Raw genomic sequence first — 14,678 nt, 5'->3', positions numbered from 1 at the left:
TATATGGTATAGGATATGCTGCCGTTCAAGGGTTTTCTGTTCAGGTGGCCCAGTTTATTGGCGGTAAAAAATTGCAGCATTCCCGGGATACCTTCAGACAGGGAATGATATGTGTTACGGTGTTTGCCTTGCTGGTAAGTGCCATAGGAGTGGTTATAAGTCCCTATTTGCCGGGGTGGCTGGGGGCCACACCGGAGATCTATTTGGGGGCCTATGATTATTTTTTGGTATATATGCTTGGCATGCCCGTAGTTATGCTGCGGATTTTGGCCACGGCCATGCTGCAGAGCAGCGGCAGTATGAAATCCGCCAGCTTCTTCAATAGTATAATGTGCGTGCTGGATATTGGCTTTAACGCTTTGTTTATTTTTCCGGCGGCCTATGCTTCTGTTTTGGGCTATGATATATGGTGGCCTGGTCTTGATTTCGGGATAAAGGGGGCGGCCCTGGGCACTGTAGCTGCCGAGGGAATAACCGGCTCTATTCTGCTGTACCTGGCGGTACTCAGAAGAAAATATACCCGTCAGAAGGCGGGGATGAAGTGGAAATTTACCAGAAGCTGTTTGGTGGATGCCTTGAAGATAAGCGGTCCTATTGCTTTGGAGCAGGGGGTTCTCACCGGGGCAATGATCGCTATGATGCTCATAGTTTCTCCATTGGGCACGGTGGCTATAGCGGCCAACTCCTTTGCCATAACGGCTGAGGCCTTTTGTTATATGCCTGGTGCCGGTATTGCCATAGCGGCCACAACCCTGGTGGGACAAAGCATAGGGGCAAACAAGCCGGACTTTGCCAGGGGCTTTGCCTGGTTTTCCCTGGGAACCGGTATGGTGACTATGGGAATTCTGGGGGCTGTTATGTATATCATTGCTCCGGCGGTTTTTGCTTTTCTGACGCTAAACGTTAATGTACAGGAGCTGGGCACCGAGGTGCTGCGTATTCAGCTGTTGGCTGAGTGGCTGTTTGCCGCCTCAATTGTGGGGGCCGGAGCATTGCGCGGTGCCAGGGATACGGTTTTTTCCAGCGTAATGAATCTCCTTAGCATGTGGGGAATCCGCATGCCCTTAGCCTTGTATCTGGTGGACCTTTATGGATTGCGTGGGGTATGGACCGCCATGTGCCTGGAGATTTATATGAGGGGCTTGCTGTTCCTCATCAGGATATATAAACAAAAGTGGGATAAAAGGGGGGCAATGGAGTGAAATACGATTTTGATAAGGTTATTAATCGCCGTGGAACTAATTCGTTAAAATGGGATGTGAAGGAACATGAGCTGCCCATGTGGGTGGCGGATATGGATTTTCCTGTGGCACAGCCTATTATGGAGGCAATTCAGGCCAAGCTGCAGGTCGGCGCATTGGGATATTCTGTTATACCAGAGGCCTGGAGTGAAGCATATGTAAATTGGTGGCGTCAGCGGCACAATTTTATCATTGAGCCAGAATGGCTGATATTTACCACTGGAGTACTTCCCGCTATATCCTCGGCGGTCCGCAAGCTGACCACTCCTGCGGAAAAGGTGCTTATCCAGACCCCGGTATATAATAATTTCTTTAATTCCATTGTCAATAATGGACGGGTGGTACTGGAGAGTCCATTGAAATACGATGGTAACAATTATTCCATGGATTTTGAACGGCTGGACCAGGATTTATCAGATCCTCAGGTGAGTCTCATGCTTCTCTGTAATCCCCAAAATCCATCCGGTCATTTGTGGAGCAGCTATGAGCTGTTTAAGGTGGGAGAGCTTTGTGCCAAGTATAATGTTACAGTGATAGCGGACGAAATCCATTGTGATATCACGGATCCGGGAAGGGAATATATTCCCTTTGCCTCTGTATCCGATACCTGCAGGGATATAAGTATAACCTGTGTGGCACCTACCAAGACCTTTAACATGGCCGGGGTAAATTCAGCGGCGGTAATGGTTCCAAACGATTTTTTGCGGCATAGAATGTGGCGTCAGCTAAATACGGATGAAGTGGCAGAGCCCAATATTATTGCCATGGAGGCCACGATAGCCGCCTTTGGTCAGGGCGCGGAATGGCTGGACCAGCTTCGTGATTACATATATGAAAATAAAAAAATATGTCAGGAGTATATAAAGGATAAGCTGCCGGAAATTTATCTGGTGCCATCTGAGGCAACCTATCTTCTGTGGCTGGACTGTTCCGGTTTTTGTGAAAATTCAGTGGAACTCATGGAATTTATTAGAAATGATAGTGGCCTTTATTTGTCAGAGGGAGTAGAATATGGTACTGTAGGGCGGCAATTTTTGCGGATGAATATTGCCTGTCCCAAGTCGGTGCTGATGGATGGACTGGCAAGATTGGAAGGAAGTATAAAGGCGTATATTAAATCAAAGTAAGTGAGTGTCATTATTGGTGCTTCCGGAGGGGTTTTATGGATTCAGCAGAAAACAGAAAAATCGTCATCAACGCGGCATTGGAAAATCTGGGCATGGTGAATTCCTTTGTGGAAAGCTTATTGGCGGAAAAGGATTGTTCGCCGAAGGTTATGATGCAGCTGGAGCTGGTGGTAGAAGAAATTTTTTCCAACATAGCCAATTATGCTTATGGTGATGAGGTGGGACAGGTTACCATAGAGGGGTGCCTGGAGGATAATGCCGCAAAAATCAGATTGAAGTTTGTGGACAAGGGTACACCCTATAATCCATTGGAGAAGCCTGATCCTGATGTCACCTTGGGGCTGGAGGACAGACCTATTGGCGGCTTGGGCATTTATTTGGTAAAGAACAATGTGGATGATATTTTTTATCAGCATGAGGATGGACAAAACATTCTTACGATTATAAAAAATATCTAAATAGCAGATAATCAGCAATTAAAAATATTTGTACATATTGAAGGGAGTAATTTTAAATGGAAATCAACAAGACTGTAAACGGAACTACTTTAAATTTGGCATTGGTTGGTCGTCTTGATGCAGTGACCGCCGGGGATTTGGATAAGGTGCTGCAAAGTGATCTCAATGGCATTACCGAATTGAATTTTGATTTTATTGGACTGGATTTTGTGGCATCAGCCGGCTTAAGAGTTCTGCTGGTGGCCCAGAAGCGCATGAATAAACAGGGAGTTATGAAAATTTACCATGTTAATGAGGATGTTATGGATGTGCTGGAAATGACCGGATTTTCCAACTTCCTGGATATAGTTGATTGATGGCGTCGTGATACGGTGTTAAAACACTAAAATTATGGGTGAATTTTATGAGGGAAAAGCTATATTCTTTGTGGTTTTTGCAAAAGGGTAGTATTCGCACCAGAATATTCAGGCTTATTTTGTTAAGCAGCCTGATAGTAGTTCTTATAATGAGCTTGTTGGTGGGTTATGGGTTGGTTACCATGAATTTTTACATAAAGACTCAAAGCAACCAGCTTAGCGATGCCTCCGCCAGCTACATTGAGCAGGTAACCAGTCAACAGATATCGGAACGCTTAACCGATGTGGCCCAAACCAGGGCCAGGGCCATAGAGACGGAACTTTGGAGTATTACCAATGACACCAATTATTTGGCGTCGGGAGTGGAAAACATAATAAAAAATCCACAGTATTATACAGAGCGTTCCCTGCCTGATCCACGGCTTCAGCCCATAAAGTCCGGCGAGGTGTATCTGCATAAGGGGGCCAAATTACAGGCTGCCGGCCTGTCACCTGAGCTGCAGCATGAAATAAGACTGATGTCCAATGTGAAGGACTATCTTGGACTTATGGCCCAGCAATACAGTCAGTATGAATCCTCCCTGTTTGTGGGTTCAAAATATGGCTATATTATTGCTGCTGATAACTCACCAGGCAATGAATATATAAATATGACTGATGAGTTCCTGAACACCTATGAGCCCACGGAACGGGGCTGGTATAAAAATACTCAGCGGCGTGATGCCATTACCTTTAATGATATTTATGTAGGTGCTGACGGGTATCCCAGCTTCACCTGTTCTGCTCCCTTTGAGGATGAACAGGGCTTTGCCGGAGTAGTAGCCGTTGCCTGTTCTGTAAAATCCATTTCGGATATAATGGCGGATTCTCTGGTAGGTGAATCAGCCATCAGCTTTGTACTGGGGGACAGGGGCAAGATAATGCTGTCCACCAGCCACGAGGGGGATATATCCGACGTAAACAGCACGGATTTAAGAAAAATGGATAATGAAAACCTGGCCAGGGTGGCCAATAAAATGCTTGCCGGTGAAAAGGGCTGGGAAATTGTGGATATAGATGGGTACGTATATTTTTTGGCCTATGCACCTATGGACAAGCTGCATTGGAGCTTTGGCACGCTGATTGCCAAGGATGAGGTTATGAATCCTGTTACTATAGCCCGGCATAGTATTGTTGATCGGGTTAAATATTTTCAGACGACCTTGAACGGACGTGTGTTAAAGCTGGTGTTTGTTGCCATACTCTGCATATTGCTGGCTTTGGTAATATTGTTTAACCTCAGCTCATGGCTTACCGATAATTTTGTAAAGCCAATAAAAAATTTAACCAGCGGTGTACAGGAAATTGCCGATGGTAATCTGGAGAAAAAGATTTTCCTATCAACTGGGGATGAACTGGAGACTTTGGCCAATTCCTTCAACAATATGACTGATGAACTGCAAAAGTACATGGAGCACATCACCCAGGTTACCATGGAAAAGGAGCATATTGCCACGGAGCTGGCGGTAGCTACCAATATTCAGGAAAGCATGCTGCCCCATATATTTCCCTTTGCCCCGGAGCATTCTGAGTTTGATATCTATGCTGTCATGCATGCGGCCAAAGAGGTGGGCGGTGATTTCTACGATTTTTACCTGTTTGATGACGAGCATTTGATGATAACTATTGCCGATGTGTCCGGTAAGGGGGTTCCGGCGGCTCTGTTCATGGTGGTGGCCAAAACCCTGTTGAAAAACTCTACCATGGCCATGGAGGATGTTGATCATTTGTCCATGGTTATGGAACGGACCAATAATCAGTTATGTCAAAATAATGATGCCATGATGTTTGTTACCGCCTTCATCGGTATGCTTGATCTGAAAACCGGCCGGTTCAGCTATGTTAATGCCGGTCATAATCCACCGTTGATTTACCGTAAGAAGGAAAATCATTTTTCCTATATGCAGGTTGATCGGAATTTTGTTTTAGGCGGTATGGAGGATATGGGATACAAGGGGCAGGAGATGACTTTGTTCCCAGGGGATCGGCTGCTGCTGTATACTGACGGTGTAACCGAGGCCCTGAATGAGCAGAAGGAGCTGTTCGGTGAGGAAAGATTGCTGGATAAGCTGAATAGTATTGATGTTGAAAAAAATAGTACCAGGGACCTGCTGAATTGTCTGAAAAATGAGTTGGATGGCTTTGTGGGTGAAGCTGACCAATCCGATGATATTACATTGTTGACGTTGTTGTATTATGGTGCAGCCACTGGCCGATAATACGGGAGGAAGTGAATGCCGGGATGGAGAAAAAGGACTTTTATGAGTTGTCCCATGCTGACCGAACCAGATTGACAGAGATTTACGGCAATCAGTTAAATCAGCTGCATGGATACGCTTTACATAAAATTTTGTATGTCAGGGAGCTTTTTAATAACGAAAAGGGTGTTTTAAGCGTAGATGACAATTCCATTCATTTGTCGGGAACTGTACTTCAGCTTCTCTACAAGGTGAAGGGCAGGGTGCTGCCAACCAAATTTATACGGGCGGTTAACAGGGCTGTTGAGACTGAAGATATTCTTCGGACAAATTATGTATATGTAGATAATAAGATTATTGCCGTTGTGTTAAAAAAGCGGGAACAGTCGCCGGAAATTTCCTTTCATAATTTGCAGATGGTTGATCGGGATGAATTGGATGCCGAGCTGAGGAAAAATATGGAGGCAGCATTGCGTCACGGCTTTTCCTTGCGACGGGATAATCTGCTTCGCCTGGCCGTATATCATACCGGTAAGGATGAATATGCTGTGGTGGTTACTGCCCTGGAAGCAATAATCAATAATTTTGATGTGAAGCAAATTTTCCGGGCGTCCATGGATTTGCCGGATAGCAGTGAAGCTAATCCTATAGCACATACCCATAAGCCAAGCTCCATAAGTGCACCAATAAGGGATTATTGGAGTAAAATGCTGAATAGCCTGCCAACCCCGCCGAAAATTCCTTATATTCAGGAATGCGGGCGAAAGGAGGCTGCGTATAAGGAGGCAAACTATGTGGCTTATCTCCCGCGGTCAGTGGTTTCGGACCTGCGCAGCAAGGTGGAGTCCAATAAGCTGCTGCTGTTGTCCATATTGCAGACAGCCTGGGGCATTTTGCTTCAGCAGGGCAATGGCAGTAATGATGTGAGCTATTGCTTAATGGTACCACGCCGGGAACGGGGCAAATATGTGTCCGGTACCCAGTGCCTGGTTCCGGTAAGGCTGAGGGATAACAAGGAGCTTACCCTCCGCGAGGTGATAATGGGTGCCTTTAAGCAGTTCGTGGTTTCCCAGCCCTATGCTTCCTTGGCCCGGGAGGATATTGCCGGGGTTATCGGTAAGCATGATGAGCTTTATGATCATTTTTTAAATTTCAGTGATTATCTGGCCGAGGACAAATCCTATGTGGAGACTGAAGGAAGCCCTGGGGGAACCGTTGTCGTTCAGCGAACCTCCGATGTGCGAAATGTAAAGCTTGGTATTTTTTTCCGTCATGAAAATAATCAGGAGATTATATCATTTAAATATAATGGTGCCCTAATCGCACAAAATGATATACAGCTATTGGTTGACTACTATTTTTTGATTTTGCAGCGAATGCTGAACGATTGGGAGGATAAGTGCCAGCTGTTTATGGCCAGGCTGGAAGGTCAATGGCAGTCCAGGCGTACGGCGGTTCAGCCTGCAGTGGAGGACAGCTGGGCTGTGGCTCAGGATGGTCTGTCCAAGCTTACCCTGTTCCAGGAATGTGGTACAGGTGTTATCCAGCTGTTCCGTGGCATTACCAAGATTGTTACCAAATTTGAGGGTGACCGTATTTCTGATGATGAAATTGAACATCAGCTGATATTTGTTCTTCGGGGCAAGGTGGCCCGCAGTATCGAGACAGGTGATGGCTGGTATAATACTATGGATATCTTAAAGGATAACAGCTGGGTGAATGAAGTGTCCCTATTGCCTAATCATAAAATACATTTGTCGGTAGAGGTCCTTACGGAGCAGGCTACCCTAATGACCATTCCGGTTATCCAATTAAATGCCATATTGTATAAATCACCTATTTTGGCCAATAATATTATTATGTATACCCTGCGGCAGCTGGAAAAATATCAAAGACTGTGGATTCAGTCCTAGCTCTGTCTGGTTGCTTTGCCACCGGGATTAAAAAAGGCTGTGATAAATCAGGTTAATGAATTACCTGACTTGTCACAGCCTGTTTGTATGCAATATTCAGCCCTAAACCTTGGTGAGAATGGTATATAACACCAGCTGCAGGGCAGCCACGAATTTTGCCACGGCAGAAATAGTATTGATAAAATCCATGTCATGCTCAGTCATTCGCATAAAACGTTTTAACACGTCATCACGGATATTGGGAATTTGAAGAGCAGCGGCAATCTTCATGGTCTGTCTGAAGGAAAGGACCTGATCAATGAAAAATACCAAAATAAAGGCCAAAAACAGAAGAATTCTGGTATAAAAGTGCTCATCCAGGTTATAAGCATAGGTGTAGGTGAAATAAAAGCCGATTATATCCAGTACCATGACAGCCAAAAACAGGGTAATCATGGTTTTACCAACAGCAGAGGGTGTCATGGTACGACACATATCCACCAGCTCATCGTGAATGTCCTCCCGTTCCTCCTCACTGTTGCTTATAAGCACTTTATACAATGTATAGCCGTTAAATAAAATCCAGAATACGGCAAAAGCGTTTACAATTTCCATTACACGACTCCTTCTTATCCATTTCTCCCTATACATTATAACGCATTTGCTCAAACTTTTCTTCCCCCCAAAAAAAAAATCCATTGCAGTATTTTTATTGGGTGATGTTAAAATACCTTGACTTTTGCCCTGGTATAGAATATCATAAACGAGTAAACTGAATATGAACTCATCAAGAGCAGTGGAGGGACTGGCCCGGTGAAGCTGCGGCAACCATTGATATGTCCTATATCAAAACGGTGCTAATTCCTGAAGGCTGTGAGCCTTAAGATGAGAGATTTTTATGAGCTCTCTCTTTGAAGAGGGTTTTTTTATTACTTAATCTTAACAAATCAGGCGTGAAGGGCGAAGCGGAGCAACAGCCTTCCTTCAGATGGCTGATGAACACAGTATGCTTTCGTTCAGCTTGTTATGATATTTCATTTGACATAAATTAGGGTGTTTTCATATTTCAGCAAAATGTTTTTTGAGGAGGCGTTTTAATGGCTAAACGTTTATTGTTTACTTCTGAGTCCGTAACCGAGGGTCATCCTGACAAAATTGCAGACCAGATTTCCGATAGCATTCTTGATGCTATTCTTGAGCAGGATCCTATGGGCCGTGTTGCCTGTGAGACCATGGTAACCACCGGTCAGGCCCATATTGCCGGTGAGATTTCCACCCAATGCTACGTTGATATTTCCAAAATCGTTCGTGATACTATCCGTAAAATTGGCTATACCCGGGCCAAATATGGCTTTGATGCTGATACCTGCGGCATCCTCATTTCCCTGGATGAGCAGTCTCCGGACATTGCCCAGGGAGTAGACAAGGCTTTGGAGGCCCGTGAGGGAGATATGAGTGAGGAGGAGGCCACCGGTGCCGGCGACCAGGGAATGATGTTCGGCTTTGCCTGCAATGAAACACCTGAGTTCATGCCTACACCTATTGCCCTGGCCCATCGCCTGTCCCGTCGTTTGACTGAGGTCAGAAAAAATGGTACCCTGCCGTATCTCCGCCCGGATGGAAAGACCCAGGTTACTGTTGCCTACGAAAATGGCAAGCCGGTAGCCATTGATACCATCGTTATATCTACCCAGCATGATGAGAAGGTAAGCCTGGAGCAGATTCGCAGGGATCTTATTGAGCATGTTGTAAAGCCGGTTATTCCGGCAGAGCTTCTCAGCGATGCTACCAAGTATTTCATTAATCCAACTGGTAAATTCGTTATTGGTGGCCCTCAGGGGGACTGTGGTCTTACCGGCAGAAAGATTATCGTTGATACCTATGGCGGTATGGCCCGTCATGGCGGCGGTGCCTTTTCCGGCAAGGATCCAACAAAGGTGGATCGTTCCGGTGCCTATGCAGCCCGTTATGTTGCCAAGAATATCGTGGCCGCCGGTCTGGCTGAGCGGGCTGAGGTTCAGCTGGCCTATGCTATCGGTGTAGCCAAGCCTGTATCTATAATGGTAGATACCTTTGGTACCGGCAAGGTTGATGACCGTACCCTGGAAGAGCTGGTACAGAAGAACTTTGATTTGCGTCCGGCCGGTATTATCAAGATGCTGGACCTTCGTCGGCCGATTTACGCCCAGACGGCGGCCTATGGTCACTTTGGCCGTACGGATATTGACCTTCCTTGGGAGCATACGGATAAGGCAGCTGCCCTTAAGTCCCAGGCCGGTATCTGATACATCTGAATATTAAATATGATAGTTGAGGCACAAGGATTTGTGCCTCATTTTTCATGGGCTGGCAATTGATTTGTGTACAAAAAAATAATTGACAACCGATAGCGACTATAATAATATTAGTATGCTGAAATTTAAGACGACGTTATTGTGAGGGGAGCGTAGGACTCCTTTTTCTATGTATGGGAGGAATTTTGATACTATGAGTAAGAATGAAAATTTGAGAAATATCGCGATTATTGCTCACGTAGACCATGGTAAAACTACATTGGTAGACGCTATGCTTCAGCAGAGCCACATTTTCCGCTCCAATGAGCAGGTGGCAGAGCGTGTAATGGACTCCGGTGACCTGGAGCGCGAGCGTGGTATTACTATTCTTTCCAAAAATACAGCAATTATGTACGAGGGCACTAAGATTAACATCGTTGATACTCCGGGCCATGCCGATTTCGGTGGTGAGGTTGAGCGTGTTCTTAACATGGTGGATGGCGTAGTGCTGCTGGTAGATGCCTTTGAAGGCCCAATGCCACAGACCAAGTACGTACTTCGCAAGGCACTGGAGCAGGGCCTGAAGCCAATCGTTGTTATCAACAAGATTGACCGTCCTGACCAGCGGGTGGATGATGTTTACGATGAGGTTTTGGAGCTTTTTATGGAGCTGGATGCAGATGATGAACAGCTGGATTTCCCATGCATTTACGCTACGGCCCGTGATGGTATCGCCAAGTACAGCATGGAGGATGACAACGACAATTTAAAGCCGCTGATGGAGACCATTGTCAAGGAAATTCCTTGTCCACAGGGGGATGCAGATGGGCCTCTCCAGATGATGGTAACTACTCTGGAATCTGATGAATACGTTGGCAAGCTGGCTGTAGGCCGGATTATCCGGGGCAGCGTAAAGCCAAATCAGGCTGTGGTATTGCTGGATGGCGACTCCCAGACCAAGGCCAAGGTAGCCAAGGTATTTACTTACCAGGGGCTGAACCGGGTTGAGGTAGAGGAGGCCGGGATGGGTGAAATCGTCTGCCTGACCGGTCTGGGAAATGTGAGCATCGGTTATACTGTAGCAGATGCTGAAAATCCTGAGGCATTGCCAACCATTAATATTGATGAGCCAACCCTGTCCATGACCTTTGGGGTAAATACCAGCCCATTTGCCGGCCGTGAGGGTCAGTTTGTTACCTCCCGTCACCTGCGTGACCGCCTCTTTAAGGAGGTGGAGACCAACGTTTCCCTTCGGGTGGAGGAAACGGACTCTGCTGATGTATTTAAGGTCAGCGGCCGCGGTGAGCTCCATCTTTCCATTTTGATTGAGACCATGCGCCGTGAAGGCTATGAGCTGCAGGTTGGCAAGCCGGAGGTTGTTTACAAGGAGATTAATGGTCAGAAGTGTGAGCCTATGGAAAACCTTACCGTGGAGGTTCCTCAGGAATACATGGGTACTGTAATGGAATCTCTGGGTACCCGCAAGGCTGAACTGGCCAATATGACAGAGGTTTCCGGTTACATGCGTATGGAATTCCTGATTCCGGCCCGTGGCCTCATTGGCTTCCGCAGTGAGCTGCTGACCAATACCAAGGGCAACGGCATTATGAACCATGTATTCTCCGGCTATGTACCATACAAGGGAGATATCCCGGGCCGTACCCGTGGTTCATTGGTAGCCTTTGAGCAGGGCGAAACCACCGGCTATGGTATTTATAACCTTCAGGATCGCGGTACCATGTTTATCTCCCCGGGTCAGGCCGTATATGAGGGCATGATTGTTGGCGAAAATTCCCGGGATATTGATATGGATATTAATCCATGTAAGGCCAAGCATGTTTCCAATATGCGTACCTCTGCATCCGATGAAGCAATCCGCCTGACTCCGCCGCGTATTTTAAGTTTGGAGCAGGCCCTTGAATATATTAATGATGATGAATTGGTTGAGGTTACGCCGGACAGCATCCGCCTGCGGAAGGCGGTTTTGGACAAGGTTGTCCGGGGCCGGGCCAGCAAAAATGCTCGTAAGGGTTAATAATTTTTTGTGGGTCTTTAGCCTCATTTTTGGAAAAAATTAAAAATAGTAAAAAAATTACGGGACAAAACCCATAGTTTGCGAATATAATATTAAGTACCTAAAGATGGGTTTGATGTTTGAGATAGGCTTATTATTATATTTGATTTATTTGCACTTATTTTAATTGGAGGGCGGACGTTGTGAGCATCCTGAAAAAATTGGAAGATTTTCTCGCACCGGTTGAGGTTGAAGACGAGCTGTATGAGGATAAGGAAGAGGTTGTTGAGGAGGAGATTGAACGCAAGGTAGTGGGCGGCAGTACACTGGAGGCTGTTAAGCCGGCCCCTGCTGTTGTGGCGTCTTCGTCTGCGGCGGCCCAGAAAAGGCCTAATCTTACGTTGCATACTGACAATACCCGCGTTGCGGAAATGAAAATAAGGATTTTTATGCCACAGCGGTTTGATGATGTTCGTGAGATTGCTGATGCCTTGAAGACCAAGAATTCGGCCATTGTTAATTACGAGCGGGTTGAGCTTCCTGAACAGCAGCGGATTTGTGATTTTCTGAATGGCGTATGCTACATTAAGGACGGCTTTGTTCATCGTATTTCCAACACCATGGTTCTCTATGCACCAAATGGTGTTGAGGTAAACGAAATGAAATCCGTAGCTGCTACATTGTAATATTTTATTGTCTGAATGAGACTGTTACTCTGGTGACAGTCTTTTTCTGTATGCGCCCGGCATGGGGGATTCTAATGGTGTAGGTCCCTGGGCAGCCCTGACAGTGGTAATCATAATTGACAATATAACGGTTTTTACTTATAATATTATAGTAAATTTTGTATTATTTGTGAGTGCCTCAACTGGCACTCATTATTTATTGAGTAAAGGAGTTTTTAGTAATGGCAGACAAGAGCGTACTTCTCACCGCAGACGGTTTGAAAAAACTACAGGAGAAACTTGATTATTTAAAAAGCGTAAAACGACTTGAGGTAGCTGATCGTCTGAAGGCTGCTATTGCTCTGGGGGACCTCTCCGAGAACTCCGAGTATGATGACGCCAAGAATGAGCAGGCCTTCCTGGAGGGGGAAATCGCCGAGCTGGAGGAAAAAATCCGCAATGCAAAAATTATTGAGAACAGTGCAGACAATAACGTGGTATCCATGGGTTCAAAAATTGTGTTGAAGGATTTGGAATTTAATGAGACCGATTCTTATCAGCTGGTTGGCTCCACAGAGGCTGACCCGGATGAGGGAAAGATTTCCAATGAGTCTCCGGTAGGTGCCGCTATTATCGGTAAAACCGTAGGCGAGGTCGTTGAGGTACACGTTGGTGAGAATATCATCAACTATGAGATTGTTGAAATTAAGCACTGATAGCATAGGAGAATGTAAAGTGGCAGAACATAAGGAAAATGCTCCTGTTCAGCAGGACATGAATGAATTATTGAAGGTTCGGCGGGACAAGCTGGCCGCCTTCCGGGAAATGGGTGTAGCTCCCTTTGGCCATCGCTTTGAGGTTACCCATCATAATGCTGCAATTTTGGAGCAGTATGCACATCTTCAGGGCGAGGAGGAAAGCACGGAGGAGGTAGCTATTGCCGGCCGTCTGATGGCCATTCGGGGTCATGGCAAGGCAAGCTTTTCCGTTATTATGGACCGTACCAGCCGTATACAGATTTATTTTAAGCTGGATGTATTGGGTGAAGAGAAGTATAAGCAGTTTAAGCTGTTGGATATTGGTGATATTATCGGCGTTAAGGGTCATGTTTTCCGTACCCGCCGTGGTGAGCTGACTGTCCGTGTAGACTCTTTTGATTTGCTTTCCAAGTCTCTCCGCCCTCTTCCTGAGAAATTCCATGGCCTGACCGATACGGAAATTCGCTATCGTCAGCGTTATGTTGACCTTATCATGAATCCGGAGGTTATGGACACCTTTGTGGCACGCACCAATATTATCAAGTCCATCCGTAGCTATTTGGATTCCCGCGACTTTTTGGAGGTAGAAACGCCTGTTTTGGGTACTATTGCCGGTGGTGCAGCTGCCCGTCCGTTTATTACACATCATAATACCCTGGATTTGGACATGTATCTTCGCATTGCAACTGAGCTGAATTTGAAGCGTCTGGTTGTAGGCGGCATGGAGCGGGTATACGAGATTGGCCGGGTATTCCGCAATGAGGGCATGGATGTGCGCCATAATCCGGAATTTACTTCCATTGAGATTTATCAGGCCTATGCCGATTACAATGATTTAATGGATGTTACCGAGGGTATAGTCCGTGATGCGGCCATGGCAGTCTGCGGCAGTCTTCAGGTGGATTATCAGGGTACCACCATTGATTATTCCAGCTTTAAGCGCATCAGCATGAACGATGCGGTAAAGGAAGCAACCGGCAAGGACTTCCTGAGCTGTGCCACCGTGGAGGAAGCCCGGGCAATGGCTGATGAGATTGGTGTACCTTATGAGAAGCGGTTTGGTATTGGCGGTATTTTAAATGCAGCCTTTGAGGAAAAGGTGGAGGAGACCCTTATACAGCCAACCTTTATAACTGGTCATCCTACAGAGATTTCCCCACTGGCCAAGCGTAATCCGGAGGATCCGCGTATTACAGACCGGTTTGAGTGCTTCGTATACGGTCGGGAGCTGGCCAATGGCTTTACTGAGCTCAATGATCCTATTGACCAGGAGGGCCGCTTCCTGGAGCAGCTTAAGGCCCGTGAAGACGGTGATGATGAAGCTCATATGATGGACCGTGACTTTATCACTGCCCTTGAATATGGCTTGCCACCAACTGGCGGCCTGGGAATCGGTGTGGATCGTCTGGTTATGTTCCTTACTGACAGTGCCTCCATTCGGGATGTATTGCTATTCCCAACCATGAAGCCGCTGGCTGAGTAATTTAAAAACTGAATTAGAATTGTTTTGGAGCTGTTTCCGTTGGGAGACAGCTCTTTTATTGTCCGATTTTTTACTATGAACACTTAGTGAACACAAGCCTACGGCGCAGTGGGAGCTTAGTGTTCGTTGTAAGGGCGTAGTGCGAAAAATCGTTTCGCACGAAGTTTACTGCTT

General features: G+C 46.2%; 12 protein-coding genes and 1 riboswitch. Of the genes, 11 read left to right on the top strand and 1 reads right to left on the bottom strand.

Annotated elements, in window-relative coordinates:
- The 6 genes from Q0Y54_RS02875 to Q0Y54_RS02850 all read left to right on the top strand — a co-directional run.
- Nucleotides 1–1,202, top strand: a 1,202-nt coding sequence (locus tag Q0Y54_RS02875) for an MATE family efflux transporter (RefSeq protein ID WP_297964092.1), incomplete at its 5' end; no start/stop codon positions are given.
- A complete protein-coding gene (locus tag Q0Y54_RS02870; protein ID WP_297964090.1) occupies nt 1,199–2,368 on the top strand; it encodes a MalY/PatB family protein in 1,170 nt (389 codons plus the stop codon). The genes Q0Y54_RS02875 and Q0Y54_RS02870, both read left to right, overlap by 4 nt.
- Before the next feature lie 35 nt (nt 2,369–2,403).
- The gene (locus Q0Y54_RS02865) at nt 2,404–2,826 is read left to right on the top strand and encodes an ATP-binding protein (RefSeq protein ID WP_297964088.1); all 423 of its coding nucleotides are present in this window, start codon (nt 2,404–2,406) and stop codon (nt 2,824–2,826) included.
- Nucleotides 2,827–2,882: 56 nt separating this feature from the next.
- On the top strand, nt 2,883–3,182 hold the full coding sequence (locus Q0Y54_RS02860; protein WP_297964086.1) for an STAS domain-containing protein: 300 nt from the start codon (nt 2,883–2,885) through the stop codon (nt 3,180–3,182).
- 149 nt (nt 3,183–3,331) lie between these two features.
- On the top strand, nt 3,332–5,440 hold the full coding sequence (locus Q0Y54_RS02855) for a SpoIIE family protein phosphatase (protein ID WP_297964084.1): 2,109 nt from the start codon (nt 3,332–3,334) through the stop codon (nt 5,438–5,440).
- A gap of 23 nt (nt 5,441–5,463) precedes the next feature.
- Entirely contained in the window at nt 5,464–7,332 is a 1,869-nt protein-coding gene (locus tag Q0Y54_RS02850; protein ID WP_297964082.1) for a condensation domain-containing protein, read from the top strand.
- A gap of 102 nt (nt 7,333–7,434) precedes the next feature.
- Here the strand turns inward: Q0Y54_RS02850 and Q0Y54_RS02845 are convergent, their stop codons facing one another.
- The gene (locus Q0Y54_RS02845) at nt 7,435–7,926 is read right to left on the bottom strand and encodes a hypothetical protein (protein WP_297964080.1); all 492 of its coding nucleotides are present in this window, start codon (nt 7,924–7,926) and stop codon (nt 7,435–7,437) included.
- A 166-nt stretch (nt 7,927–8,092) separates the two neighbouring features.
- Nucleotides 8,093–8,203, top strand: a riboswitch (SAM riboswitch).
- A 205-nt stretch (nt 8,204–8,408) separates the two neighbouring features.
- Here Q0Y54_RS02845 and metK point away from each other — a divergent pair.
- From metK to lysS, 5 genes are all read left to right on the top strand, one after another.
- On the top strand, nt 8,409–9,596 hold the full coding sequence (metK, locus tag Q0Y54_RS02840) for a methionine adenosyltransferase (protein WP_297964078.1): 1,188 nt from the start codon (nt 8,409–8,411) through the stop codon (nt 9,594–9,596).
- A 202-nt stretch (nt 9,597–9,798) separates the two neighbouring features.
- On the top strand, nt 9,799–11,619 hold the full coding sequence (typA, locus tag Q0Y54_RS02835; protein ID WP_297964076.1) for a translational GTPase TypA: 1,821 nt from the start codon (nt 9,799–9,801) through the stop codon (nt 11,617–11,619).
- A 182-nt stretch (nt 11,620–11,801) separates the two neighbouring features.
- Complete coding sequence (locus tag Q0Y54_RS02830; protein WP_297964074.1) at nt 11,802–12,284, top strand: cell division protein SepF; 483 nt, start codon at nt 11,802–11,804, stop codon at nt 12,282–12,284.
- 221 nt (nt 12,285–12,505) lie between these two features.
- Entirely contained in the window at nt 12,506–12,979 is a 474-nt protein-coding gene (gene greA / locus Q0Y54_RS02825; RefSeq protein WP_297964072.1) for a transcription elongation factor GreA, read from the top strand.
- Nucleotides 12,980–13,037: 58 nt separating this feature from the next.
- Nucleotides 13,038–14,504: a lysine--tRNA ligase gene (gene lysS, locus Q0Y54_RS02820; protein WP_297964098.1), complete on the top strand. Its 1,467-nt coding sequence runs from the start codon at nt 13,038–13,040 to the stop codon at nt 14,502–14,504.
- Nucleotides 14,505–14,678: the final 174 nt, after the last annotated feature.

This window comes from uncultured Anaerovibrio sp. (assembly GCF_947302755.1).
Classification (GTDB): domain Bacteria; phylum Bacillota; class Negativicutes; order Selenomonadales; family Selenomonadaceae; genus Anaerovibrio.
The sequence above is the reverse complement of the archived record's forward strand: the minus strand, read 5'-3'. Positions and strand labels throughout refer to the sequence as shown.